Origin of the sequence: Pseudomonas jilinensis (genome assembly GCF_003586265.1) — a bacterium.
Classification (GTDB): Bacteria; Pseudomonadota; Gammaproteobacteria; order Pseudomonadales; family Pseudomonadaceae; genus Halopseudomonas; species Halopseudomonas phragmitis.
On record NZ_QJSA01000005.1, the window covers coordinates 40,706 to 66,591 of the forward strand.

Annotated in this window: 24 protein-coding genes; 15 read left to right on the top strand and 9 right to left on the bottom strand. The window is 60.2% G+C overall.

Going from position 1 to position 25,886, the window contains the following annotated elements:
* The first annotated feature begins 30 nt into the window (after positions 1 to 30).
* The 5 genes from C2846_RS06690 (at position 31) to C2846_RS06710 (ending at position 5,044) form a co-directional block, all read left to right on the top strand.
* The gene (locus tag C2846_RS06690) at positions 31 to 960 is read left to right on the top strand and encodes an ABC transporter ATP-binding protein (RefSeq protein WP_119701025.1); all 930 of its coding nucleotides are present in this window, start codon (positions 31 to 33) and stop codon (positions 958 to 960) included.
* Positions 957 to 1,691: an ABC transporter permease subunit gene (locus C2846_RS06695; protein ID WP_080048145.1), complete on the top strand. Its 735-nt coding sequence runs from the start codon at positions 957 to 959 to the stop codon at positions 1,689 to 1,691. Before C2846_RS06690 ends, C2846_RS06695 begins: the two co-directional genes overlap by 4 nt.
* Before the next feature lie 16 nt (positions 1,692 to 1,707).
* Positions 1,708 to 3,549 (top strand): GldG family protein, encoded by a 1,842-nt coding sequence (locus C2846_RS06700; protein WP_080048144.1) that lies wholly within the window; start codon positions 1,708 to 1,710, stop codon positions 3,547 to 3,549.
* A gap of 13 nt (positions 3,550 to 3,562) precedes the next feature.
* Complete coding sequence (locus C2846_RS06705; RefSeq protein WP_119701026.1) at positions 3,563 to 4,552, top strand: DUF4340 domain-containing protein; 990 nt, start codon at positions 3,563 to 3,565, stop codon at positions 4,550 to 4,552.
* 282 nt (positions 4,553 to 4,834) lie between these two features.
* Positions 4,835 to 5,044, top strand: coding sequence for a cold-shock protein (locus C2846_RS06710; protein WP_095623974.1), 210 nt, complete (start codon positions 4,835 to 4,837; stop codon positions 5,042 to 5,044).
* A 140-nt stretch (positions 5,045 to 5,184) separates the two neighbouring features.
* Here the strand turns inward: C2846_RS06710 and C2846_RS06715 are convergent, their stop codons facing one another.
* From C2846_RS06715 to rlmF, 4 genes are all read right to left on the bottom strand, one after another.
* Entirely contained in the window at positions 5,185 to 5,559 is a 375-nt protein-coding gene (locus tag C2846_RS06715) for a hypothetical protein (RefSeq protein ID WP_119701027.1), read from the bottom strand.
* An 11-nt stretch (positions 5,560 to 5,570) separates the two neighbouring features.
* On the bottom strand, positions 5,571 to 6,374 hold the full coding sequence (locus tag C2846_RS06720; RefSeq protein ID WP_119701028.1) for a putative RNA methyltransferase: 804 nt from the start codon (positions 6,372 to 6,374) through the stop codon (positions 5,571 to 5,573).
* Positions 6,374 to 7,510 carry a succinyl-diaminopimelate desuccinylase gene (gene dapE / locus C2846_RS06725; protein WP_119701029.1) on the bottom strand — a complete coding sequence of 379 codons (1,137 nt, stop codon included), beginning with the start codon at positions 7,508 to 7,510 and terminating at the stop codon, positions 6,374 to 6,376. The genes C2846_RS06720 and dapE overlap by 1 nt, the downstream gene beginning before the upstream one ends.
* 63 nt (positions 7,511 to 7,573) lie before the next feature.
* Positions 7,574 to 8,542, bottom strand: a complete 969-nt coding sequence (rlmF, locus tag C2846_RS06730; RefSeq protein ID WP_119701030.1) for a 23S rRNA (adenine(1618)-N(6))-methyltransferase RlmF — start codon at positions 8,540 to 8,542, stop codon at positions 7,574 to 7,576.
* A 222-nt stretch (positions 8,543 to 8,764) separates the two neighbouring features.
* Between rlmF and tcdA the strand changes: the two genes are divergently transcribed.
* Complete coding sequence (tcdA, locus tag C2846_RS06735) at positions 8,765 to 9,541, top strand: tRNA cyclic N6-threonylcarbamoyladenosine(37) synthase TcdA (protein WP_119701031.1); 777 nt, start codon at positions 8,765 to 8,767, stop codon at positions 9,539 to 9,541.
* Positions 9,542 to 9,618: 77 nt separating this feature from the next.
* On the opposite strand, the gene dapD is transcribed toward tcdA, so the two are convergent.
* From dapD to map, 5 genes are read right to left on the bottom strand one after another with little or no spacing between them, the layout of a single operon-like run.
* Positions 9,619 to 10,653 (bottom strand): 2,3,4,5-tetrahydropyridine-2,6-dicarboxylate N-succinyltransferase, encoded by a 1,035-nt coding sequence (gene dapD, locus C2846_RS06740; RefSeq protein ID WP_119701032.1) that lies wholly within the window; start codon positions 10,651 to 10,653, stop codon positions 9,619 to 9,621.
* A gap of 32 nt (positions 10,654 to 10,685) precedes the next feature.
* Complete coding sequence (locus C2846_RS06745) at positions 10,686 to 11,030, bottom strand: ArsC family reductase (protein ID WP_095623967.1); 345 nt, start codon at positions 11,028 to 11,030, stop codon at positions 10,686 to 10,688.
* Positions 11,027 to 12,229, bottom strand: coding sequence for a succinyldiaminopimelate transaminase (gene dapC / locus C2846_RS06750; protein WP_119701033.1), 1,203 nt, complete (start codon positions 12,227 to 12,229; stop codon positions 11,027 to 11,029). The genes C2846_RS06745 and dapC overlap by 4 nt, the downstream gene beginning before the upstream one ends.
* A gap of 11 nt (positions 12,230 to 12,240) precedes the next feature.
* Entirely contained in the window at positions 12,241 to 14,934 is a 2,694-nt protein-coding gene (locus tag C2846_RS06755; protein WP_119701034.1) for a [protein-PII] uridylyltransferase, read from the bottom strand.
* A gap of 14 nt (positions 14,935 to 14,948) precedes the next feature.
* Positions 14,949 to 15,737, bottom strand: a complete 789-nt coding sequence (gene map, locus C2846_RS06760) for a type I methionyl aminopeptidase (RefSeq protein ID WP_080048131.1) — start codon at positions 15,735 to 15,737, stop codon at positions 14,949 to 14,951.
* A gap of 288 nt (positions 15,738 to 16,025) precedes the next feature.
* Here map and rpsB point away from each other — a divergent pair, with 288 nt between their 5' ends.
* The 9 genes from rpsB (at position 16,026) to bamA (ending at position 25,864) form a co-directional block, all read left to right on the top strand.
* Positions 16,026 to 16,769, top strand: a complete 744-nt coding sequence (gene rpsB / locus C2846_RS06765) for a 30S ribosomal protein S2 (RefSeq protein WP_080048130.1) — start codon at positions 16,026 to 16,028, stop codon at positions 16,767 to 16,769.
* A gap of 137 nt (positions 16,770 to 16,906) precedes the next feature.
* Entirely contained in the window at positions 16,907 to 17,776 is an 870-nt protein-coding gene (tsf, locus tag C2846_RS06770) for a translation elongation factor Ts (RefSeq protein WP_080048129.1), read from the top strand.
* 181 nt (positions 17,777 to 17,957) lie between these two features.
* Complete coding sequence (pyrH, locus tag C2846_RS06775) at positions 17,958 to 18,692, top strand: UMP kinase (RefSeq protein WP_080048128.1); 735 nt, start codon at positions 17,958 to 17,960, stop codon at positions 18,690 to 18,692.
* 2 nt (positions 18,693 to 18,694) lie between these two features.
* The gene (gene frr / locus C2846_RS06780; protein WP_080048127.1) at positions 18,695 to 19,252 is read left to right on the top strand and encodes a ribosome recycling factor; all 558 of its coding nucleotides are present in this window, start codon (positions 18,695 to 18,697) and stop codon (positions 19,250 to 19,252) included.
* A 26-nt stretch (positions 19,253 to 19,278) separates the two neighbouring features.
* A complete protein-coding gene (uppS, locus tag C2846_RS06785; protein WP_165443790.1) occupies positions 19,279 to 20,022 on the top strand; it encodes a polyprenyl diphosphate synthase in 744 nt (247 codons plus the stop codon).
* The gene (locus C2846_RS06790; RefSeq protein ID WP_119701036.1) at positions 20,022 to 20,837 is read left to right on the top strand and encodes a phosphatidate cytidylyltransferase; all 816 of its coding nucleotides are present in this window, start codon (positions 20,022 to 20,024) and stop codon (positions 20,835 to 20,837) included. The genes uppS and C2846_RS06790 overlap by 1 nt, the downstream gene beginning before the upstream one ends.
* Complete coding sequence (ispC, locus tag C2846_RS06795) at positions 20,804 to 22,018, top strand: 1-deoxy-D-xylulose-5-phosphate reductoisomerase (RefSeq protein ID WP_240638159.1); 1,215 nt, start codon at positions 20,804 to 20,806, stop codon at positions 22,016 to 22,018. Before C2846_RS06790 ends, ispC begins: the two co-directional genes overlap by 34 nt.
* 42 nt (positions 22,019 to 22,060) lie before the next feature.
* Positions 22,061 to 23,422: a sigma E protease regulator RseP gene (gene rseP, locus C2846_RS06800; RefSeq protein ID WP_080048123.1), complete on the top strand. Its 1,362-nt coding sequence runs from the start codon at positions 22,061 to 22,063 to the stop codon at positions 23,420 to 23,422.
* A 69-nt stretch (positions 23,423 to 23,491) separates the two neighbouring features.
* Entirely contained in the window at positions 23,492 to 25,864 is a 2,373-nt protein-coding gene (bamA, locus tag C2846_RS06805) for an outer membrane protein assembly factor BamA (RefSeq protein ID WP_080048122.1), read from the top strand.
* Positions 25,865 to 25,886: the final 22 nt, after the last annotated feature.

Sequence of the window (25,886 nt, forward strand, 5' to 3'; positions counted from 1 at the left end):
GGCCGCATAAATATTGGGGGAACAGAGGCCATGATAAGCATAAACAGCCTGACCAAACGCTTCGGCGAGCACGTTGCAGTGGACAACCTGTCCTTTGACGTCAAGCCGGGAGAAGTGCTCGGATTTCTCGGCCCGAACGGTGCCGGCAAATCCACCACCATGAAAATGCTCACCGGATTTCTTACCCCGGACGGCGGCAGCGCCACGGTGTGTGGGTATGATATCCAGACCCAGACCCTGCAGGCCCAACGCGAGATGGGCTACCTGCCCGAAGGCGCGCCCTGTTACGGCGACATGCGGGTCAAACGCTTTCTTGAATTCATTGCCGAGGTACGTGGTTTCAAGGGGGCTGAGAAGCACCAGCGCGTGGCACACGCGGTAGAGCAGGTGGAACTTGCGGGTGTGCTCAACCAGAGTATCGAAACCCTGTCAAAAGGCTTCAAGCGCCGGGTTGGTTTGGCCCAGGCAATCCTCCATGACCCCAAGGTGTTGATTCTCGACGAGCCCACAGATGGCCTGGACCCGAACCAGAAACATCAGGTACGCCGACTGATTCAGCAACTGGCTGAAGGCAGTAACAAGATCGTGGTGATTTCCACGCATATCCTCGAAGAGGTCAGCGCGGTTTGTTCCCGGGCAGTGATCATAGGTCGCGGCAAGTTGCTGGCCAACGGCACACCGGATGAACTCGAAGCCCGTTCACGTTACCACCAGGCGGTGACCCTGGAACTGCAGCAACCGGTCGATACCCAGCCATTGCTGAGCCTGCCCGGGGTGGTCGAGATCGAGCAGCAGCGCGAAGGGCAACTGTTGACCGTGCTGGCTCAGCCTGGTGCGGTGATCTTCCCGGCGGTTGGTGAGCTGGCGCGCAGCCACAACTGGCCGGTCAAGGAACTGTCGGTCGAGCGGGGCCGTCTGGATGAAGTGTTCCGCCGTCTGACCGCGGGGGAGGCCGCATGAATAACCTGAGCGTGATCTTCAAGCGCGAGCTGGGCAGCTACTTCGCCACCCCGCTGGCGTTCATCTTTATTGTCATCTTCCTGGTACTGTCGGCGGTATTCACCTTTTATCTGGGTGGCTTCTATGAAAGCGGTCAGGCCGATCTGGTGCCGTTCTTCAACTTCCATCCCTGGCTGTATCTGTTTCTGGTACCGGCCGTGGCCATGCGCCTGTGGGCCGAGGAGCGCAAGTCAGGCACCATCGAGCTACTGATGACCCTGCCGGTGTCACGCGCCGACATGGTGCTGGGCAAGTTCCTCGCGGCCTGGGTATTCATCGGCATCGCTCTGCTGCTGACGTTCCCGATCATCATTACCGTCAACTATCTGGGCTCGCCGGACAATGGTGCGATCTTTACCGGTTATCTGGGTAGCTGGCTGTTGGCGGGAGGCTATCTGGCGATTGGTTCGTGCATCTCGGCGCTGACCAAGAACCAGGTGATCGCCTTCATCGTCAGCGTAGTGGTGTGCTTTATCTTTATCGTCAGTGGCTTTCCGCTACTGCTTGATCTGTTCAGCGGCTGGGCTCCCCAGTGGCTGCTGGACGCCATTGCCTCACTCAGCTTCCTGATTCGCTTCGATGCCATCAGCAAGGGCGTTCTGGATCTGCGTGACCTGCTGTATTTCATCTCGTTGATGGCCGTCTGGCTGCTGGCCACGGCAATCGTCATCGACCTGAAAAAGGCCGACTGAGGCAAAGGAGATCGACATGAAACGACTGATGTATTCCGGTACCGGCCTGCTGGTACTGCTGCTGGCCTTCCTTGCCTTCAACATGGCCTCCAGCGTGTTGCTGACCGGTGCCCGGCTCGACTTGACCGAGCAGAAGCTCTACACCATCTCCGATGGAACCCGGCAGATCCTGCGTGATATTGACGAGCCGATCACCTTGTACTTCTTCTTCTCCGACCGTGCCAGTAAGGACATGGTGATGCTGCGCAACTACGCACGCCGGGTTGAGGAGATGCTCAAGGAATATGAGCGGGTAGCCGGCGGCAAGCTGCGCTTGCAGATCATTGATCCGCAACCGTTCTCGGAGGCTGAGGACCGCGCGGCCGAATTCGGTTTGCAGGCGATTCCGTTGAGTCAGACCGGTGACAAGCTGTACTTCGGCCTGGCCGGTACCAACAGCCTGGCCCAGCGTGAAATCATTCCGTTCTTCACCCTGGAACAGGAAGGCCTGCTCGAGTATGAGCTGAGCCGTCTTGTCAACAGCCTGTCGCAGCCGGAGAAACCGCAAATCGGCCTGATCAGTGGTCTGCCCATTGGTGGTGGGATGAACCCAATGAGCGGCCAGCCCATGCCGCCGTGGACCGTGCTGGAGCAGATTCGCCAGCTGTTCACCATTCAGAGCCTGGAACCTGATCTGGATGAGATACCTGAGGACATCGAGGTGCTGCTGCTGATTCATCCCAAGTCGCTGACCGAGTCGGCACTGTTTGCGGTGGATCAGTTTGTGCTGCGTGGTGGCCGTTTGCTGAGCTTTATCGATCCCTATGCGGAAATGGACATCAGCACTGATGCCATGATCGAAGGTATGGCCGACGGCCGTGCTTCTGACCTGGGCCCGCTGCTGGCGGCCTGGGGGGTGGACTACGATCTGGAGAAGGTGGTGGTCGACACCCGCCTGGGCATGTCGGTCAGCCGCGGCCAGGGCCAATTGCCGGCTCGGCATATTGGCTGGCTGGAGCTGGAACAGGCCCAGCGTGATAGCGAAGACACCGTGACCGCTCCACTGCAGTTGCTGACCATTGCCACCGGTGGTGCGCTGAAGCCGATCGAGGGTGCCAGTACCCGGTTCATGCCGCTGCTCTCAAGTACCGCGAGCAGTGCGTTGGTCGACAGTAGCCGCTTTGCCACCCTGCAAGACCCGGAAGCGCTGCTCAATGGTTTCCAGGCCGATGAGCAGATCTATCACTTTGCCGCTCGCCTGCAAGGGCCGGCCAGCACTGCCTACCCGCAAGGGCTGGAAGGGCGTGAACCAGTGCTGACGGAGGCTGACAACATCAATGTGTTGCTGGTGGCCGACACCGATCTGCTCAGCGATCGGATGTGGGTGCAGGTGCAGGACTTCTTTGGTCAGCGTATTCCACAGCCCTGGGCCGACAATGGTGGCTTCCTGATCAACGCGCTGGACAACCTGTCCGGTTCCGAGGCGCTGATCAGCGTGCGCTCACGCGGCGACTTCAGCCGTCCGTTCACTGTGGTACAGGACCTGCAGCGCAAGGCTGAGCGGCGGTTTCGCGCCAGCGAGCAGCGCTTGCAGCAGCAACTGGCCGAGACCGAGCGGCGTCTGGCCGAGCTGCAGCAAAATCAGGATCCCACTCAGTTGACTGAGCTGAGCAGTGAGCAGCAGGAGGCGATCCAGCGTTTTCTCGACGACAAACTGGAAATCCGTAAGCAGCTGCGTGATGTCCGGTTCCAGCTCAATGCCGACATCGAGCGCCTGGGCAATTGGCTGAAGGTCATCAACATCGGTCTGGTGCCGCTGTTGCTCAGCCTCGGCATGCTGGGCTGGTGGCTGATCGGTCGCTGGCGGCGCAAGGCCTGAGGGGAGGGCGGATATGCGTAACAAGCTGATAATCGTCACTGCCATCGTCAGTCTGGTGCTGGTGGCGTTGACTCTGCAAATGCGTAGCAGTGACCGGGTGGCCGATCTGCAAAGCCGGCCCATGCTTGATGAGGCCCAATTGGCGTTGTTGGGGCAGGCTGAATGGATCAGCCTGGCACGAGCTGACCAGGTGGTTGAGCTGCGTCGTGATCAGGAAGGCTGGGGTGTGCCGGTCCATGATCAGTTTCCGGTGCTGCGCGAGCGCCTGGCAGCACTTCTGACTGCCTTGCGTGGTGCGCGGATTCTGGAAGCCAAGACCGCCAACCCGGAGCATCATGCCCGGCTCGGGCTGGATGATCAGGCCAGTGGTGATAACAGCCTGAAAGTCATGCTGGGCGCTGGTGACAACCAGTTGGGGCTGATCTTTGGTGAAGCCGCCGGCAGTGGTCAGTTGATGCGCTTTGCAGGGCAGGATCAGGTCTGGTTGCTCAGCCGGCCGCTGGGCATGTCGCTGAGCAGCCATGACTGGCTTGATCTGAAGGTGGTCGAGTTGCCGATGGAGCTTGCGGCCAGTGCCCGCTGGGCCCATGCCGATGGTGATGTGCTGGCGCTCGAAAAGGCCAGCGAGGGCGATTACAACTTCCGCATCGCTGACCTGGCTCCAGAGCAGCAGCAGGGTAATGAGCGCTGGATCAACAGCATGGTTCTGGCCTTGCTTGATCTGCGCGCTCAGAGTGTGGCTCTGCGTGATAGCCTGGAGCTGGATCAGCCAAAACTGCGCATGACCGTCACCACCTGGGCCGGTACCGAGCTGCAAGCAGCCCTGTATGAGCTCGCCGGCCGCTACTGGGTAGTGATCGAGAGCTTTGCACAGGAGCCGTCCGAGTCCGAACAGATCCGGGTCAATGCCGATTCGCGCTGGGCGTTTCAGATCGGTATCGGGCAGATGGAAAACCTCAACAAGCGCCAGGCCGATATCATTCGCACTGCTGTTGACGAGTAACGAGGTGGGCTCGTGCCGGTCAGTGATCTGGCCGGCAGGGCCTCTGTCTGGGCATAAAAACCACTTGCACCGGCATTGGGTTTGGCTAGAATCGGGGGTACGGCCTCTAATAACACCCTTCTATGTGAGGCGCGGCCAGGCTTATGGCTGCCCCTCGCCCAGTTGAGCACGACCGCATCTGCGCCAGGCACACGGGCTTGAAGTACAGGTTGATATGGAGCGTCGACAGTGCTGCTCCTTCGGACAGCGTGTACCTATAAGGCAGTTGTGGAGATTGTGGTAATGGCTGAACGCGAGCTCGGGACCGTCAAGTGGTTCAACGATGCCAAAGGTTTTGGTTTTATTCAGCGTGAATCCGGCCCGGATGTTTTCGTGCATTTCCGTGCCATCCGTGGTGATGGTCACCGCACCCTGGTTGAAGGTCAAAAGGTGGAGTTCACCGTGACCCAGGGGCAGAAGGGTCTTCAGGCCGAAGACGTCACCAAGCTCTGAAGATAAAGGCTGTTCGAGCAATCGGGCAGCCTTTTTCCTTTCCAGGACGGCTATCTGACGCTGTAGCGTTGGAGGCTGGCTGTGTGCGTTGATTCTTCAGGTTTGCGGCTCTGGAAAGGCACAAAGGGCTCTGCGCAGGCTTAGTTCTGCATCGCCCAGATAAACTCGTTTTCACCCTCGGCATTGACCCTGAGCCAGCGATCAGCATCGTCTTCGCCATCGTCTTCGGACCAGCCCCCCACCGAGCAACGTACTTCCTGACCAATCGCGGCGAACACGGCACGGGCGCAATCGGTGTCGGTGGCCCAAGGGGTTTGGTCACTGTCGAACCAGATGCTTGCCCACTTGCCTGCGGCCTTGCGCACGATCAATACCGGGATGCGCACACCGTTCAGTTCCAGGCTGGCTCGTCCGCTGGTGCTGGTCTGTTGCAACTGGCCGAGGTTACCCAGCCAGTCGAGCAGAGCGGGCAGATGGTCTTCACGCAGGTAGATCTCGATATCCGGTTGGCGCACGGGTGGTCCTCTTAGCGGCGTTGCAGCATGACCAGACGCATGGCCACCTCCAGTCCTTCGATGCCGGCCTCGATCAGCGCCTGCTGGCGCTCGGGCTGGCTGCGAAAGCCGTGAGGGGTCATGCCGATCAGATTGGCCAGGTCGGCCGGGTTCAGGTTCAAAGCATAGCGCAGGGTCATGTCGCTGACGATCTCCAGCCCGGTGGGACAGTCGCGGATCAGGTCCGGGGTCGGGTGAATCTGGTCGTACAGCGATTCACGCAGGCTCAGCAGATGCTCGGCCTGGGGGCCGACCAGCAATACTCGGCCACCCGGTTTGAGCGTGCGCAGACATTCGTCCCAGGACCAGGGGCTGAACACGCACAACAATGCGTCCAGGCTGGCATCAGCGACCGGCAGGCGTGCGCTGGAGCCGACCAGCCACTGGACCGACTTGCTGCGGCGACAGGCCTTGATGATCGCATCCTTGCTGATGTCCAGCCCGGCTATGGCTGCATCTGGCAGGGCCTGCTGTAACCGGGTCGTGTAATAACCTTCACCACAACCCATGTCCAGCAGACTGGCCGGGGTATGCGCGGCCAGGCTCTGATTGATCTGCTCGCTGACCGGCTGATAGTGGCCGGCATCGAGAAAGGCCTGGCGGCAGCCCAGCATCTGCGGTGTGTCACCAGGCTGCTTGCTGCGCTTGTGCTGGACCAGTAACAGATTCAGGTAGCCCTGACGCGCCTGGTCATAACTGTGCTGGTTGGAGCAGCGCCACTGGCGCTCCTGCTGAGTCAGCGCGCTGTGGCACAGTGGACAGATCAGACTCAGCATCAGCCCAGCAGCCGTTCCAGGGTGGCCTGATAGATGTCGGTCAGGGTCTCCAGGTCGGCGGCACTGATCTGTTCGTCAACCTGATGGATGGTCGCATTGACCGGCCCCAGCTCGACCACCTGGGTTCCCATGGTGGCGATGAAGCGCCCATCGGAGGTGCCACCGGAGGTGGAGGCCTGGGTGGTGCGCCCGGTCACCTGTTCAATGGCGGCGGCGATGCCATCGAGCAGCGCGCCCGGCTCGGTCAGGAACGGCAGACCGGACAGGTTCCAGTCCAGTTCGTATTCCAGGTTGTGTTGGTCGAGGATTGCCCGTACCCGTGCTTGCAGGCCTTCGACCGTGGATTCGGTGGAGAAGCGGAAGTTGATCAGGGCGACCAGCTCGCCGGGTACCACGTTGGTGGCGCCGGTGCCGCTGTTGAGGTTGGAGATCTGGAAACTGGTTGGTGGGAAAAAATCGTTGCCCTGGTCCCAGGTCTCAGCCGCCAGAGCAGCCAGCGCCGGGGCGGCCAGGTGAATCGGGTTGCGCGCCAGGTGTGGGTAGGCTACATGACCCTGTTTGCCCTTGACCAGCAGCCGGGCATTGAGTGAACCGCGTCGGCCGTTCTTGACCACATCACCTACCAGTTCAGTGCTCGATGGCTCGCCAACGATGCACCAGTCGACCTGCTCGTTGCGGGCCTTGAGCGTTTCCACCACCTTGACCGTACCGTCGGTGGCAGGGCCTTCCTCGTCGCTGGTGATCAGAAAAGCGATCGAGCCCTGGTGGTTCGGATGGGCGGCCACAAACCGCTCGACTGCCACCACCATTGCTGCCAGGCTGCCCTTCATGTCGGCTGCACCGCGCCCATGCAGCATGCCGTCAACGATCCGCGGCTGAAACGGCGGGTTGCTCCAGTGCTCCAGTGGACCGGTCGGTACGACGTCGGTGTGCCCGGCAAAGCACAGTACCGGACCTTGACTGCCGCGCCGGGCCCAGAGGTTATCGACCTCGCCAAAGCGCATGGGCTCAAGCTGGAAGCCAATGGCTGCCAGGCGCTCGCCCATCAATTGCTGGCAGCCAGCATCGTCAGGTGTGGTGGAGTCGCGGCTGATCAGTTCGCAGGCCAGGGACAGGGTGGGGGACAGGTCGGTCATCGGTACGGTCACTTGCGGCGTTGGACAGGCCGCAATGATAACAGACCCGGCCGCCGTCGTGATTTATTCACCGGACTGTGGCCAGCGCTCGCGGCGCCAGCAGCGGCGCTGTTTCTTGTCCAGAAAGGTCCAGGCCAGCAGGCGACTGTGCTTATGGCCCTGGTGCATTGGCACAATCCGGACGTCGCGGGCACCAAGCTGCTGTAGCTGCGCCTGTAATGCCGGCAGGCTGGCAGCCTTGGACACCAGCGCGGTAAACCAGAACACCTGCTGGGCGAAGGCCGCACTTTCCTCGGTCAGGCGCCCGAGAAACCCGGCTTCGCCCCCTGGACAGTGCAACTCGTTGGCCTGACCGCCAAAGTTGAGCAGCGGCTCGCGCTGTGCCCGGCCGGGTTGGCCGAGGTTGCGCCATTTGCGTCGGCTGCCATCCCGGGCCTGGGCGGCGCTGGGATGAAATGGCGGGTTGCAGAGGCTGAAGTCGAACCGCTCGTCGGCGCCGATGATGCCGTGCAGGATATTCTGGGGGGCTGACTGCTGGCGCAGCTCGACCGCTGTTGGCAAGGCGTTGGCGGTGACAAGTCGCTGGGCATTGGCGAGCGCCGTCGGGTCGATGTCGCTACCGACGAAACGCCAGCCGTATTCATGCGTGCCGATCAGCGGGTAAATCAGGTTGGCACCGGTGCCAATATCCAGACCGACCAGACCTGGGCCGGTCGGAATCGTGCCGTTGTGGCTTTCGCCTAGGAGGTCGGCCAGGCAATGGATAAGATCGGCGCGTCCAGGTACCGGTGGGCACAGGTAGCCATGGGGAATATCCCAGTCGCGCAGCGCGTACCAGTGTGTCAGCAGGGCGCGGTTGAGTGCCTTGACCGCCTCGGGTTCGGCAAAGTCAAGGCTCGGTTCGCCATTTGGGTTGGTGCGTAGCCAGCGGCCCAGAGCCGGGCTGGTCTGGGCCAGCCGGGGCAGGTCGTAGTGTCCCTGGTGGCGGTTGCGCGGATGAAAGCGCACAGGCGGTGTGGAGGCTTTGGACATGGCTTGGATTATTTACTTGGATAAACCTTAGTGTCCCATGCCGGGCGAGCTGGCGACAGTCCTGTGCCTGCGGTTATGCACACGATCTGTGGATGGTGCTGTGGATAAGTTCGGGACAGTCCGGGCCAGTGCCGATGAATCTTGGGCTGGTAGCGGTCGTGCGTTTAATGATCAGTACGTGGCGCGCTGGTATACTGCCGGCCCTGGAATTTCGAGGTGCACATGACTGTTGATGATCCCCGCTTTGGTGGCATAGCCCGACTTTATGGCCGTGAAGCCCTGGCGCGCCTGCAGGCAAGCCATGTGGCGGTGGTCGGCATTGGCGGGGTGGGCTCGTGGGTGGCCGAGGCGCTGGGGCGCACCGGCATAGGCCGGATCACGCTGATCGATCTGGACGAGTTGTGCCTGACCAACACCAACCGCCAGTTGCCGGCGCTGGCCGGGCAGATTGGTCGGCCCAAGGTCGAGGTCATGGCTGAGCGTCTGCGGGCGATCAATCCGGCCTGCGAGGTGCACCCGGTGATGGACTTCGTGACCCCGGCGACACTGGCTGACTACATCACCGATGATCTCGATGGTGTAGTTGACTGCATCGACAGTGTCGCCTCCAAGGTGGCGTTGATCGCCTGGTGCCGGCGGCGCAAGATCCCGATCATCACCACCGGCGGTGCTGGTGGGCAGATTGATCCGACCAAGGTCAGCGTCGCCGACCTGTCAAAAACCGTCAACGATCCGCTGGCGGCCAAGGCGCGTTCGTTGTTGCGTCGTGACCACAACTTCCCGCGGGCCGAGAGCAAGCGCAGCTTTGGCGTGCCTTGCGTGTATTCCACCGAGCAGTTGCGCTATCCGAAACCCGACGGCACGGTGTGCCAGCAGAAGTCCTTTGTCGGTGAGGGGGTGCGGCTGGACTGCGCCGGTGGTTTTGGTGCGGTGAGCATGGTGACCGCGACGTTCGGAATGGTTGCGGCGGCGCAGATGGTGCAGCGGCTGTTACGTTAATAGCACGCAGCAAAAAAGGCCCGCACTGGAAGGTGCGGGCCTTTTTGTGTCACAGCTGAAAACGTGCTGCCGACGTCTCAGTTGTGCGCGTGGAGCATTTCGTTGAGCTGAATGGCGCTTTTGTTGGTCTTGCACTCGATGGCGCCGGTCTGCGAGTTGCGGCGGAACAGCAGGTCGTTCTGGTTGGCCAGTTCACGGGCCTTGACCACCTTGACCAGATTGTCGGCGTCATCCAGCAGGGCGATCTTGATCCCGGCGGTGATGTACAGGCCGGCCTCGACGGTGCAGCGGTCACCCAGCGGGATGCCGATACCAGCGTTGGCGCCGATCAGGCAGCCCTCGCCGACCGAGATAACAATGTTGCCACCGCCGGACAGGGTGCCCATGGTCGAGCAGCCGCCACCCAGGTCCGAACCCTTGCCGACGAATACACCAGCGGAGATACGGCCTTCGACCATGCTGGTGCCGTCGGTACCGGCGTTGAAGTTGATAAAGCCTTCATGCATCACAGTGGTGCCTTCGCCGACGTAGGCGCCCAGGCGTACGCGGGCGCTGTCGGCGATACGCACGCCGGTCGGCACCACGTAGTCGGTCATGCACGGGAACTTGTCGACGCTGTGCACGTTCAGGGTTTCACCCTTAAGACGGGCGGCCAGTTGGCGCTGCGGCAGTTCGTTGATGTCGATAGCGCCCTGATTGGTCCAGGCTACGTTCGGCAACAGCGGGAAGATACCGGCCAGCACGACCCCGTGCGGTTTGACCAGCCGGTGCGAGAGCAGGTGCAGTTTGAGGTAGGCCTCGGGGGTGGAGCTGGGTGCTTCGTCGCTGGCCAGGATGGTGACCACCAGCGGGCGATTGCTGGTTTCCAGTTGGGCGATCAGGGCGCCGCTTTCTGCGTAGCCGGCAGCGGCCATGGCCTTGCCCAAAGCGCCACATTGACTGGGTTGCAGGCTGATGGCCTGGTTGCCGCCAGTGTAACCGACCTGTTCGGAGACGGCCTTGACCAGGGCCGGTTCGGGGTTGAGCAGGGGTTGCGGATAGTAGACTTCAAGCCATTCGCCGGCGCTGTTCTGGGTACCGATGCCAAAGGCCAGGCTGAAACATTCGCTCATGGGTGATTCCTTGGATGCTGGTGCATGGAGTGTCAGTCGAAGGCGGTGGCATACCACTCGGGTTTGAAGCCGACCAGCCGCTGGTCGCCGGTATCCAGTACCGGTCTTTTGATCATCGAAGGGTTGGCCTGCATCAGGGCTACGGCCTTGTCGGTGTCGATGTTCTGTTTGTCCGCATCTTCCAGTTTGCGGAAAGTGGTGCCTTGACGGTTGAGGATTTTCTCCCAGCCGTGCTCATCGCACCAGGCTCGCAGCCGTTCGGCGTCGATACCTTCTTTCTTGTAATCATGGAACTGGTAGTTCACACCCCGCTCGTCGAGCCAGGTGCGGGCTTTTTTCATGGTGTCGCAGGCCTTGATGCCGTACAGGGTGATCATGGGGTCAGGCTCCCGAGAAACTGGCGAATGCGCTGGGCCGCCTCGATGCAATCATCCAGCGGCGCAACCAGGGCCATGCGCACCCGGCCGGCGCCAGGATTATACCCGTCAACATCGCGTGAGAGGTAACGTCCAGGCACAACCGCGACATTTTGTTCGGCCAGCAGGCGCTTGCAGAAGCTTTCGTCATCGATCGGGGTGCGTGGCCACAGGTAGAAACCGGCGTCTGGACGCTGCACGTCCATGATGTCGCCAAGGATATCCAGTACGGCATCGAACTTGGCCTGGTACTGGCGGCGGTTCTCCTCGACGTGGGCTTCGTCCTGCCAGGCGGCCAGGCTGGCCAGCTGCGTCTGCACCGGCATGGCACAGCCGTGGTAGGTGCGGTATTGCAGGTAGGGGCCGAGCAGGCTGGCGTCGCCGGCCACGAACCCGGAGCGCAGGCCGGGCAGGTTGGAACGTTTGGACAGGCTGTGGAATACCACGCAGCGGGCAAAGTCGTCCCGACCCATGGCGGCGCAGGCCTGCAATAGACCTACCGGGCCACTTCGATCGGGGGCATGGATCTCGCTGTAGCACTCGTCCGAGGCGATCACGAAGTCGTACTGATCAGCCAGCTGAATCAGTCTTTGTAGGGTCGCTAGCGGAATCACCGCGCCTGTCGGGTTGCCCGGCGTGCAAATGAACAGCAACTGGCAGCGCTGCCAGATCTGCGCCGGCACCTGCTCAAAATCCGGAATGAAGCCGTTGCTGGTGTCACAGGCCAGGTAGTGCGGCTCGACCCCGGCGAGAAAGGCTGCGCCTTCGTAGATCTGATAGAACGGGTTGGGGCTGACCACCAGGCCTTGCGGGTCGCGCTGAACCAGAGCCTGGGTGAAGGAAAACAGCGCCTCGCGTGTGCCGTTGACCGGGATCACCTGGGTTGCAGGGTTGAGGCTGTCGGACTTGAGCTGAAAGCGTTGGGTCAGCCAGTCGGCGATACCCTGGCGCAGTTGCGGCAGTCCGGCTGTAGTTGGGTACACCGCGGCCTGGTCCAGATTGTTGGCCAACGCTTCAAGTACAAAAGGTGGTGAGGGGTGCTTGGGTTCGCCAATCGACAGCGAGATCGGCCGTAGTGCCGGATTCGGGGTGATATCGGCAATCAACGCCCGCAGTTTCTCGAACGGGTAGGGCTGCAGACGTTGCAAGTCGTGATTCATCCGCGGGGTCCTCAAATGGTTATCTGGCGCGGGGGGGCGCTGCCGTTGCTGTCACTCAGGGTGGCGACGATGGTTTGCTGCAGGCGCTGGCACAGTTGCGGGTCGGACAGCGCCTGGTTATCGGCGCCGGTAAGTACAAAGACGTCATCGACCCGCTCGCCCAGGGTGACGATCTTGGCGTTCTGTACGCTGATGTCGAAGTCGAGGAAAATCCGCCCCATGCGTGCCAGCAGGCCAGGGCGGTCTGGAGCGCTGAGCTCAAGGATGGTGTGCTGGCCTGCCGGGTCGTTGAAGATGGTGACTTCCGGCGGGAAGGCAAAATGCTTGAGCTGACGTGGTACCCGGCGCTGGATGATCGCGGGGTAGTCGTCGGGGTTGGATAGTGCCTCGATCAGCCCCTGCTTGATCTGGCGAATGCGTTCGGGGTTGTCGCCGATCGAGCCGCCGTCGGCGTCCAGTACGATATAGGTATCGAGGCTGAAGCGGCTGGTCGAGGTGATGATCCGGGCGTCCTGGATGCTCAGGTTGAGCTGGTCCATCGCGGCGACTGTGGCGGCGAACAGGTCATTCTGGTCCGGGGTATAGATGAATACCTGGGTAGCACCCTCGAATTCGCGCTGGGCGGTCTCCTTGATCAGTACCAGTGGCCCGAGACTGGCCGGGTGCTGGATGATCGCCTCGGCATGCCAGGCTACGTCGCTGGCGGTGTGGCGCAGGAAGTAGTCATCACCGAGCTGGGTCCACAGGGCCTGGACGTCGTCTTCGTCGATGCCATTGCGCACCAGAATGTCGAGCGCCGCCTGCTGCGTCTGATGGATCTGTTCTTCGCGATCCGGTGGGTTGTCCAGGCCACGGCGCAGTGCGCGCTTGGTCTCGGTATAGAGCTGGCGCAGCAGTGAGGCGCGCCAGGAATTCCACAGTGTCGGGTTGGTGGCGTTGATGTCGGCGATGGTCAGCACGTAGAGGTAGTCCAGGCGTACCTGGTTGCCCATCTGCACGGCGAAGTCGTGAATCACCTGTGGGTCGGAAATGTCCTTGCGCTGGGCGGTGGTCGACATCACCAGATGATTTTCCACCAGCCAACTGACCAGATGGGTATCCCAGGCTGGCAGATGGTGGCGCTGGCAGAAGGCTTCGGCATCCACCGCGCCGAGTTCAGAGTGGTCGCCACCCCGGCCCTTGGCGATATCGTGATACAGCCCGGCCATGTACAGCAGGTCGGGTTTGGGCAGGCGGCAGAAGATCTTCCAGGCCAGTGGGTATTTTTCCTGATAGTCCGGGCGTCCGAGCTTGCGCAGGTGCTTGATCAGGTTCAGGGTGTGGGCGTCGACGGTATAGATGTGGAACAGGTCGTGCTGCATCTGGCCGACGATCTTGCCGAACTCCGGCAGATAGCGGCCAAGGATGCCGTAACGGTTCATCCGTCGCAGGTTGCGGTGAATACCTTCCTTGCAGCGGAACAATTCGATGAACAGGCTGGTATTGCGGATGTCGGCGCGAAAAGCGTCGTCGATCAGATGCCGGTGGTCACGCAGCAGACGAATAGTGTCGGCTCGTACCCCGCGAATCTGTGGGTTCTGGGCCATCAGCAGGAAAATTTCCAGCAAGGCCGAGGGGGTGCGGCGAAACACCTGCGGCTGGGTAACCTCGATGTAGTGATCGCGGATCTGGAACCGGCTATTGAGCGGTTGAATGTCGGCATGCTCGGCATCACGCAGGAGAATCTCCTCGAAATGCTGCATCAGCAGGTCGTTGAGCTCCGACAGTGACATCACTACCCGGAAGTACTTCTGCATGAAGCGTTCGACCGCCAGCTTGCTGTCGCTGTCTTCATAGCCCATCTGCCTGGCCAGGGTGCGCTGGTGGTCGAACAGCAGACGATCTTCGGCGCGTCCGGCGAGAATGTGCAAGGCGAAGCGGACCTGCCAGAGAAAGGCCCGTCCGGACGCTAGAATGGTGTACTCGGCTTCGTTGAGAAAGCCGCGCTCGACCAGTTCACGCAGATCGTTGGTGCCAAAGTGACGCAGTGCTACCCAGCCGATGGTCTGGATATCGCGCAGCCCGCCCGGGGAGCTTTTGACGTTGGGTTCGAGGTTGTACTCGGTGTCGTTGAACTTGGCGTGGCGGGCCTGTTGTTCGGCGCGCTTGGCGCGGAAGAATTCGGCGTCACTCCACATGTGCCCGGCGCTGATGGTGGCGATCATCGCCTGGCGCAGTTGCTCATCGCCATGCAGGGTGCGCGACTCCATCAGGTTGGTGATCACGGTGATGTCGGCCCGGGCCTGTTCGGCGCATTCGGTCACGTTACGCACGCTCTGACCAACTTCCAGGCCGATGTCCCAGAGCAGCATCAGAAACTGCTCAATGCTGTCGCGGAAGGGCTCGTCGCTATCCTTGAGCAGGATCAGCAGGTCAATGTCCGAATGCGGATGCAGTTCGCCGCGACCATAGCCGCCGACGGCCAGCAGGGCGATGCCCGGGTCGTTGGCGCAGGGCAGGCGTTGCCAGGCCTGCTGGAGAATCTGGTCGGTGACCCAGGCGCGCTCGTGAATCAGTTTGTGGATGTCGCGCCCGCCTTCAAAGCGTGATTGCAGGACGCTGTCAGCCTGACGTATGGCTTTCTTAAAGGCAGCGACGGGGCTGCTTTTCAGGGCCAGTTCCGCCTGAAACTGGCCGGGGTCGAAAAGTTCGTTGTCCACTGGCACGCCCTGAGCAGGTATTACTGGAAAGTCTCTTCCTGGCGACGGGTCAGAACCTCGTAGCCGTCGGCGGTGACCAGAATGGTGTGTTCCCATTGGGCCGACAGCTTGCGGTCTTTGGTGATGGCGGTCCAGCCGTCACCGAGCAGGCGGGTTTCCGGGCGGCCCTGGTTGATCATCGGTTCGATGGTGAAGGTCATGCCTTCCTTGAGTTCAAGGCCGGTGCCGGCACGGCCGTAATGCAGTACCTGGGGGTCTTCGTGGAAGACCTTGCCGATGCCGTGGCCACAATATTCGCGCACCACGCTGTAATGGTTGGCATGGGCGTGCTCCTGGATGATCGCGCCGATATCGCCAAGCCTGGCACCTGGGCGGACCACCGATATACCTTTATAGAGGCATTCCTGGGTGACCCGCGACAGGCGCTCGGCCCACTCCGGCACTCCGCCGACAGAGAACATCTTGCTGGTATCGCCGTGGTAGCCGTCCTTGATGACGGTCACGTCGATGTTCAGCACGTCGCCGCTCTTGAGTGGCTTGTCGTTGGGAATGCCGTGACAGACCACGTGATTGAGCGAGGTGCAGATCGACTTGGGAAAGCCTGGCCGCCCTGGTGCTGCACCATAGTTGAGTGGGGCTGGGATAGCTTTTTGCACATTGACGATATAGTCATGGCAAATGCGGTCCAGTTCGTTGGTGGTGACCCCGGGCTTGACGTGCTCACCGATCATTTCCAGCACCTCGGCAGCCAGGCGGCCGGCGATACGCATGCCGGCAATGTCTTCCGGGGTCTTGATGGTTACAGTCATGGCTGAGCTCTCGTGTGCAGTAACGCCCGCAGGCGCATCGATCAGGGGATTAAGCACGAAAGTGTACCAGATTGGGCAGCCCGACCGCGACCCGTCGGTATTCCGACGGACAGCTTCGCCTTTCCTTGTGTGCGGTTCTATGCTATAAAGCGCCCCGCCTGAATAGAGTCAGCATGCTGGCGGCAGGCGAAAACTGAAACCGCACACGTATCGACACGGTGTCCTGGGTGCCCTTCGGGGTTGGACGCTGGGATGCGTGGAGGCCCAACCCGACTATATGGAGTTATCATGACCCAAGTCTCTATGCGTGACATGCTGAAGGCCGGTGCGCACTTCGGCCACCAGACCCGTTACTGGAACCCGAAAATGGGCAAGTACATTTTCGGCGCTCGCAACAAGATTCACATCATCAACCTGGAAAAAACCATGCCGATGTTCCATGAAGCCGTCAGCTTCGTGGAAAAACTGGCTTCCGGCAAGAACAAGCTGCTGTTTGTCGGCACCAAGCGCGCCGCCAGCAAGATCATCGCTGAAGAAGCTACCCGCGCCGGCATGCCCTATGTTGATCACCGTTGGCTGGGCGGCATGCTCACCAACTACAAGACCATCCGTCAGTCGATCAAGCGTCTGCGTGACCTGGAAGCTCAGGCTCAGGACGGCACCTTCGCCAAGCTGACCAAGAAAGAAGCGCTGATGCGTTCGCGCGATCTGGAAAAGCTGAATCGCAGCCTGGGTGGTATCAAGGATATGGGCGGTCTGCCGGACGCCATCTTCGTTATCGATGTTGAGCATGAGCGCATCGCCATTACCGAAGCCAACAAGCTGGGTATTCCGGTTATCGGCATCGTCGATACCAACAGCAGCCCTGAGGGTGTTGATTTCGTAATTCCGGGCAACGACGACGCCATTCGCGCCATCAAGCTGTATGCCGCCGCCATGGCTGACGCCGTGCTGCATGGCAAGAGCAATGCTGGTGCTGGCGACGAGTTCGTCGAAGAAGAAGCTCCGGCTGCCGAGGCCTCTGAAGGCTGAGGAGCTGACGGCTTGTAGTCTTGCCGTATCGAAAAGGGGGCTATGCCCCCTTTTTGCAATATCCTGAACGCACCATGAGATGTCTGCCCCGCTTGAACTGGGCAGTACAGAATCAAGCCATCTTAGAGGAATCATTCATGACACAGATCACCGCAGCCCTGGTCAAAGAACTTCGCGAGCGTACCGGCCAAGGCATGATGGAGTGCAAGAAGGCCCTGGTTGCCGCCAACGGCGACATCGAGAAGGCCATCGACGATATGCGCGCTTCCGGCGCCATCAAGGCCGCCAAGAAGGCTGGCAACATTGCTGCCGAAGGCTCCATCGCTGTCAAAGTTGCCGCAGACAACAAGGCCGCTGTTATCGTTGAAGTCAACTCGCAGACCGACTTCCTGGCCCTGCAGGACGATTTCAAGGCGTTCGTTGCCGCCAGTCTGGACAAGGCTTTCGAGGCTGGTTATACCGATGCTGCACCGCTGATCGCTGACCAGGAATCTGCCCGTGAAGCTCTGGTTGCCAAGACCGGCGAGAACGTCAACATCCGTCGCCTGACCCGCGTTGAGGGTGATGTGGTTGGTGCCTATCTGCACGGTCACCGCATCGGTGTGCTGGTTGTGCTCGAGGGTGGCAATGAAGAGCTGGCGCGTGATGTCGCCATGCACGTCGCCGCTAGCAACCCGCAATTCCTTGACCCGACCCAGGTATCTGAAGAAGCCGTGGCCAAGGAAAAGGAAATCTTCCTGGCGCTGAATGCCGACAAGATCGCCGGCAAGCCGGAAAATATTGTTGAGAACATGGTCAAGGGCCGTATCAACAAGTTCCTGGCCGAAGCCAGTCTGGTTGAGCAGCCGTTCATCAAGGATCCGGAAGTCAAGGTTGGCGATCTGGCCAAGAAAGCAGGCGCCAAGATCGTTTCCTTCGTTCGCTTTGAGGTGGGTGAGGGTATCGAGAAGGCCGAGTCTGACTTCGCTGCCGAGGTGGCCGCTCAGGTTGCCGCTGCCAAGCAGTAAGTGTGCGAGCTGACCGCCGCAGGACGCGTCTTCGGAGCGGAGGCGCGTTTCAAGGTTGAACGGAGGCTCCCCGTGTAGACGGGGGGCCTCTTTTTTAAGGAAATATTGAACAAGTGCTCTCCAATTGTTGTCTGGGTGACTTGTTGAGTGTTTCCTCCAATGTCGCGAGAGAGAGTCGAACATGGCACAAGTTCCCAGTAGTCGTCAGCCCAAGTACAAGCGCATTCTTCTCAAGCTCAGCGGTGAGGCTCTGATGGGCACCGAGGATTTCGGTATTGATCCCAAGGTGCTCGATCGCATGGCCCTGGAAATTGGCCAACTGATTGGTATTGGTGTCCAGGTGGGGTTGGTGATAGGTGGTGGCAACCTGTTCCGTGGAGCAGCGTTGAGTGCTGCTGGGATGGATCGGGTGACCGGTGATCACATGGGCATGCTTGCCACGGTGATGAATGCACTGGCCATGCGCGATTCGCTGGAACGTTCGAATATCCAGACCCGGGTGATGTCGGCTATCACCATGGAGGGCGTGACCGAGCATTACGACCGGCGCAAGGCAATGCGCTACCTTGGTAGCGGTGACGTGGTAATATTCTCCGCCGGTACCGGCAACCCCTTCTTTACTACGGACACGGCAGCCTGTTTGCGCGCCATCGAGGTCGATGCTGACCTTGTGCTCAAGGCTACCAAGGTAGACGGGGTGTACAATGCCGACCCGATGAAAGACCCGAATGCCGAGCGTTTCGATAGCCTGAGCTATGACCAGGTGCTCGACCTCAAGCTGGGAGTGATGGATCTGACAGCGATCTGCCTGATCCGCGACCATCACATGCCGCTGCGGGTATTCAATATGAACAAACCTGGCGCGCTGCTCAATGCGGTTGTCGGTAGCGCCGAAGGAACACTGATCGAGGGCTGAGAATGATCAACGAAATCAAGCAGGATGCGCAGGAGCGCATGAAAAAATCGGTCGAATCGCTGGGCCATGCGTTTGCCAAGATCCGTACTGGTCGTGCGCACCCGAGTATCCTCGATAGCGTCATGGTGTCTTACTATGGTTCCGACACTCCGTTGCGTCAGGTCGCCAACGTGATCGTCGAGGACTCGCGTACTTTGGCACTGACGGTTTTCGACAAGGGAATGATTCAGGCGGTTGAAAAGGCCATCATGACCTCTGATCTGGGTCTCAACCCCGCTACCGCTGGAACTACCATCCGGGTGCCGATGCCAGCGCTGACCGAGGAAACCCGCAAGGGCTTTACCAAGCAGGCCAAGGCTGAAGCCGAGAATGCCCGGGTCGCGGTGCGCAATATCCGTCGTGACGCCCTGAGCCAGCTCAAGGATCTGCAGAAGGAAAAGGAAATCAGCGAAGACGAGGAGCGTCGTGCCGCTGATGATGTGCAAAAGCTGACTGACAAGTTCATCGCTGAAATTGACAAGGCCCTGGAAGTCAAGGAAGCGGACCTGATGGCCGTTTAAGGCTGTCGGCTCAAGTCAGCATGAATATGCCTGTCGAGGGGCGCAAGGCGTCCACGCCGCGCCATGTGGCGATCATCATGGACGGCAACAACCGGTGGGCGCGTCGGCGCCTGATGCCGGGCGTGGCTGGCCACAAGGCTGGAGTTGAGGCGGTCAAAGCAGTCATCGAGGTGTGCGCCGAAGCCGAGGTTGAGGTGCTCACGCTGTTTGCCTTCTCCAGCGAGAACTGGCAGCGCCCGGCCGATGAGGTCGGGGCGTTGATGGAGCTGTTTCTGGGTGCCTTGCGCCGTGAAGTTCGCAAGCTGCATGAGAACGGTATTCGTCTACGGATCATTGGTGATCGTAGCCGCTTTGCCCCCGAGTTGCAGCTTGCCATGCGTGATGCCGAGGCGTTGACCGCTGACGGGCAACGCATGACGCTAGTGGTGGCGGCCAACTACGGCGGGCAGTGGGATATTGCCCAGGCCGCCAGGCAGTTGGCCCGCCGGGTAGCCGCCGGCGAGCTCAATCCCGAAATGATTGATGAGCGAGCAGTGGAGCAAGGGTTGAGCACTGCCGATTGGCCACTGCCTGACCTGTGCATCCGCACCGGTGGTGAGCGGCGGATCAGCAACTTTCTACTGTGGCAGTTGGCCTACGCTGAACTGTACTTTTCTGATCTGTACTGGCCCGACTTCAAGCATGAGGCGATGCGTGAGGCGCTGGCCGATTTCGCTTGCCGTCAGCGGCGCTTTGGTAAAACCAGCGAACAGATAGCTGCGGAGGGCTGATGCTCAAGCAACGGGTAATAACCGGGGTAATCCTGGCGCCGATCGCAATTGCCGGCTTCATTTTCCTGCAGGGTGGTCTGTTTGCCCTGTTCATCGGTGCGGTGGTCACCCTTGGTGCCTGGGAGTGGGCTCGTCTGGCTGGTGAAACCGCACAGACCCATCGGGTGGTCTATGCCGCGGTTGTGGCGGTGATTCTCTGGGCCTTGTATCAGTTTGGCTGGACACCTGGCCCGGTGCTGGTGCCGGCGCTGTTGTGGTGGCTGCTGGCCTGTGTCCTGATCGTACGTTATCCCGAAGCCAAGGGGTTGCGCAGTGGTATGCCGCTAGCCTGGTTGTTCGGGCTGCTGATTTTGGTTCCGGCTTGGTATGGCCTGGTCTGGCTCAGAGGTCAGGCGCATGGCCTGTGGCTGATTCTGGCCTTGGTAGTGCTGGTCTGGGCGGCGGATATTGGCGCCTATTTCGCCGGCAAGACCTGGGGCAAACGCAAGCTGTTGCCCAATGTCAGTCCTGGCAAGACCCTGGAAGGTTTGCTGGGTGGTGTGCTGCTGACCCAGGCGCTGGCACTGGCAGCGCTGCTTTATCTGAGCTGGACCTTGCCGGCGCTGCTGCTGGGGCTGCTGGGTGCCTTGCTGGTGGTGTTGTTTTCGGTGGTCGGCGATCTGACTGAAAGTCTGTTCAAGCGCGAACAAGGCCTCAAGGACAGTAGCAAGCTGTTGCCTGGACATGGCGGGGTGCTTGATCGGATTGATAGCCTGACGGCGGCCATTCCGGTGTTTTCGCTGTGCTGGTGGTTGATTGGGAGTCAGCTCGGGTGAGGCGCCAGCAACTTTGTGTGCTGGGCGCCACCGGCTCGATTGGGGTCAGCACCCTGGATGTGGCCGGGCGGCATCCGGAGCGTTATCAGGTTTGGGCGCTGACGGGCTTCAGTCGCGTTGATGTTCTGCTTGAGCAGTGCCTGGCTCACCGCCCGCAGGTGGCGGTTGTCGCTCATGCCGAGCAGGCGGTGGTGCTGCAGCAGCAATTACGTAAGGCAGGTCTGGCAACCGAGGTGCTGCACGGTCCCGAGGCGTTGTGTCAGGTTGCTTCCAGCGGTCAGGTCGATGTGGTGATGGCGGCGATTGTTGGTGCTGCTGGTCTGGAACCGACCCTGGCAGCAGTGCGCGCCGGCAAGCGGGTACTGCTGGCCAACAAGGAAGCGCTGGTGATGTCCGGGGCGCTGTTCATGCAGGCCGTGGCTGAGTCCGGCGCTCAGTTGCTGCCCATCGATAGTGAGCACAATGCGATTTTTCAGTGTATGCCAGCCGATTACACCCGTGGTCTGGCACCGGTCGGGGTGCGTCGGATTCTATTGACGGCCTCCGGTGGTCCGTTCCGGGAGTGGCCGCTGGAGGCGCTGGCAAGCGCGACTCCCGAGCAGGCCTGTGCTCATCCCAACTGGTCAATGGGGCAGAAAATTTCAGTCGACTCGGCCAGCATGATGAACAAGGGGTTGGAGTTGATCGAAGCCTGCTGGCTGTTCGACGCCCGGCCGCAGCAGGTTGAGGTAGTGATTCATCCGCAAAGTGTGGTGCATTCGCTGGTTGATTATGTCGATGGCTCGGTACTGGCTCAGATGGGTAATCCCGATATGCGCACCCCGATTGCCCATGCACTGGCCTGGCCGGAGCGTATCGATTCGGGCGTCAGTGCGCTGGATTTGCTGTTGACTGCCCGGCTGGACTTCCAGGCTCCTGATCCGCAGCGGTTCCCTTGCCTGGGGCTTGCACGTCAGGCTGCTGAAGCCGGTGGGACTGCCTGCGCCATGCTCAATGCTGCCAATGAGGTCGCCGTGGCCGCCTTTCTTGAGCGGCGGATTGGTTTTACCGATATCCCTGTTATCATCGAAGACACACTGAACCGTATCACGGTGGAGTCGGTCAAAGATTTGCAGCACATAATGTGGGCCGATCAGGTTGCGCGTGAGCAGGCCGCGCACTGGGTTGCCCAGCGCAGTTGAGGCTGCCGGCTTGAGTTGAAGCCTTCACCAACGAGGCGTTGAATGGATCTGCTGTTTACAATTGTGGCGACCATTGTGGCTTTGGGCCTACTGGTCACCATCCACGAATACGGGCACTTCTGGGTCGCACGCCGCTGTGGGGTCAAGGTTCTGCGTTTTTCGGTCGGCTTCGGCTCGCCGCTGTATCGCTGGTATGACCGTCAGGGCACCGAATTCGTGATTGCCGCCATTCCCCTGGGTGGCTACGTCAAGATGCTGGATGAGCGTGAGGCACCGGTCGATGAGGCGGAGCTGGAGCGCGCGTTCAATCGCAAGGACGTCAAACAGCGCATCGCTATCGTTGCCGCAGGGCCTTTGGCCAACTTTCTGCTGGCCATTGTCGCTTTCTGGATTATCGCCGTAGTTGGTATTACCACGTTGGCGCCCGTGCTTGGTCCAGTACAGCCGGGCAGTGTGGCGGCGCGTGCAGGTTTGAGCGAAGGGCTGGAAATTCTTGAGGTCGATGGCCGGACAACCCGCAGTTGGCATGAGGTTAATCTGCAATTGATCCGCCGGCTTGGCGAAACCGGACAGATGCAGGTCACGGCCCGGAGCCTGGAAGGCGGCGAGCCGCAAACCTACACCCTGGAGTTGCGCGACTGGTTGCGCGGCGCCGATCAGCCTGATCCGATTGCCGCGTTGGGGTTGACCAGTTGGCAGCCGGTGGTGGCGCCACGGATCGGTCAGCTCAATGCCGACGGTGCGGCGGCAGCGGCGGGATTGCAAGAGGGTGATCTGATTGTCGAGGTCAATGGCGAGCCGGTTGATGACTGGGTACGCCAGGTGGTACCGGCGATTCAGAACAGTGCGGGACAGACGCTGAACCTGGGGGTTGAACGCAATGGTCGGTTCCTGAGTGTGGAACTGGTGCCGGCGGTCCGGGAGCAGGGCGAGCGTCAGGTCGGCTTCATCGGTGCAGGGGTCGAAGCATTCGACTGGCCCGAGCACATGATCCGCTCAATTGACTACAACCCGTTGGTGGCGATCCCGGTGGCGGTCGGCAAAACCTGGGACATGACCGTACTAACCCTGGAATCGCTGAAGAAAATGCTGACCGGGCTGGTCTCGGCAAAAAACTTGAGTGGCCCGATAACCATTGCTAAAGTGGCGGGCGCTTCGGCCAAGTCGGGGCTGGAGAGTTTTCTCACATTTATTGCTTATCTGAGCATAAGTCTGGGGGTACTCAACCTGCTGCCGATTCCGGTGCTTGATGGGGGGCATCTGGTCTATTACACCGCTGAATGGATCCGCGGCAAGCCGCTGTCCGAGCGGATTCAGGCCTGGGGGTTGCAAATTGGCCTGACGCTGATTGTCGGGATCATGCTGTTCGCCATCTATAACGATATCAGCCGGTTGGGTGGCTAATTACTAATTACCAATAAGTGGCTGTCATGCAGATGGCCAAAAATCAACCAGTCAGTCAGAACGGATTTCATGAAACGTTACCTATTGCCTGCGCTATTGCTGACACTCCTGGCGCCTGGGATTGCTCTTGCCGACGCCTTCCGGATCACCGACATTCGCGTCAATGGGTTGCAGCGTGTATCCGCTGGCAGCGTATTCAGCGCGCTGCCACTCAATATTGGTGAGCAGGTCGACAATCAGCAACTGGTTGAGGCTTCTCGGGCGCTGTTTCGCACCGGGTTCTTCCAGGATATTCAACTCGGCCGCGAAGGCGATGTACTGGTGATCACTGTGGTCGAGCGGCCATCGATTGCCTCGATTGAGCTGGAAGGCAACAAGGCGATCAAGAGTGAAGATCTGCTTAATGGTCTGCGTATGGCCGGCCTGGCGGAGGGTGAGATTTTCCAGCAGGCGACCCTTGAAGGGGTGCGCAACGAACTACTACGCCAGTACGTGTCCCAGGGGCGCTACTCGGCCGATATCGAAACCCAGGTAATTGCTGAGCCGCGCAACCGGGTTTCGCTGAAAATCGTCATCGATGAGGGCTCGGTGGCATCGATCAGTCATGTCAATGTGGTCGGCAATACGGTTTTTTCCAACGAAGACCTGACCGACCTGTTCGAGCTCAAGACCAGCCGCTGGTACCGCTTCTTCAGCAGTGCCGACAAGTATTCGCGGGAGAAACTCTCCGGTGACCTGGAGCGTCTGCGTTCCTACTATCTGGACCGTGGCTATATCAATATGGATATTGTCTCAACCCAGGTATCCATTACGCCGGACAAGAAACACGTCTACATCACGGTCAATATCGACGAAGGCGAGCAGTACAGCGTACGTGATGTGCGTTTGTCCGGTGACCTGGTCGTGGCTGAGGACGAAGTACGCAAGTTGCTGTTGATTGAGCCGGGCCAGGTTTTTTCCCGTCAGGTGCTGACGGCGACCTCTGACCTGATCAGCCGGCGCCTGGGCAACGAGGGGTATACCTTCGCTAACGTCAACGGTATTCCCGAGATCCATGAGGAAGATCGCAGCGTCACCGTGACCTTCGTGGTTGACCCGGGGCAGCGGGCCTATGTCAACCGGATCAATTTCCGTGGCAATACCAAGACTGATGACGAAGTACTGCGCCGGGAAATGCGCCAGATGGAAGGCGGCTGGGCTTCGACCCACCTGATCGACCAGTCCAAGGTCCGACTTGAACGGCTGGGCTTCTTCAAGGAAGTCAACGTCGAAACCGTGCCGGTGCCCGGTGCTGACGACCTGATCGATGTCAACTACACGGTGGAAGAGCAGCCGTCCGGCTCTATCACGGCCAGCCTGGGCTTTGCTCAGGGTACCGGTCTGATTCTTGGTGGTTCGATCAGCCAGAACAACTTCTTCGGCACCGGTAACCGGGTCAGTTTCAGTGCTACCCGTTCCGAGTACCAGACGGCGTTGTCGTTTGGCTTTCTCAACCCGTATTTCACGGTTGACGGCGTGAGCATGGGCTACAACGCCTTCTATCGCACCACCGACTATGACCGTTTGAACGTCGATATCTCCAGCTACGCGGTTGACTCCTACGGTGCCGGCTTCAACTTCGGTTACCCGATCAGCGACAACTCGCGATTGAATTTCGGTCTGTCGGTGCAGAATGACGAGGTCAAGACCGGGCGTTATACCGTACTGGAAATCCACGAGTTCCTGCGTCAGGAAGGTGATAAGTTCACCAACTTCAAGTTCAACGCCGGCTGGTCGCAGTCGACCCTCAACCGCGGGGTCTTCCCTGACCGCGGGCACTCGCAGTCGCTAGGCGCTGAGGTTACGGTGCCGGGTAGTGACCTAAGCTTCTATTCGCTCGATTACCGGGCCCAGAAGTTTTTCCCGATGACTGAAGATCTGACTCTGCGTCTGCATACTGACCTGGGCTATGTGGATCGCTTCGGCAGTACCAAATCGGTGCCGTTCTATGAGCACTACTTTGCCGGCGGTATCGGCTCGGTACGAGGTTTCCGTGACAGTACCCTGGGGCCGCGTAGTACGCCGAGCATGAGTAACGAGGATGATCCGCGGTTCCCCGAGGGATCGTTGACCGATCCGGATCAGGATCCGTTGCCCTTCGGTGGTAACGTCAAGGTCACCGGCGGTGCTGAAGTGCTGTTCCCGCTGCCTTTCATCAAGGACCAGCGCTCGCTGCGCACGGTGCTGTTCGTTGATGTCGGCAACGTGTTCGACACCAATTGTCTGAACGAGAACCGCAACTGCGGGGATGTCGATCTTGGGGATTTGCGTTACAGTGCCGGTGTCGGTCTGAACTGGCTGACGGCGCTGGGGCCGTTGGGCTTCAGCCTGGCTGTACCGCTGAACAAGCAGTCGGGCGACAAGACCCAGGTCTTCCAGTTCACCCTGGGTCAGACCTTCTAATTTCGGCTAATAACGAAACGTT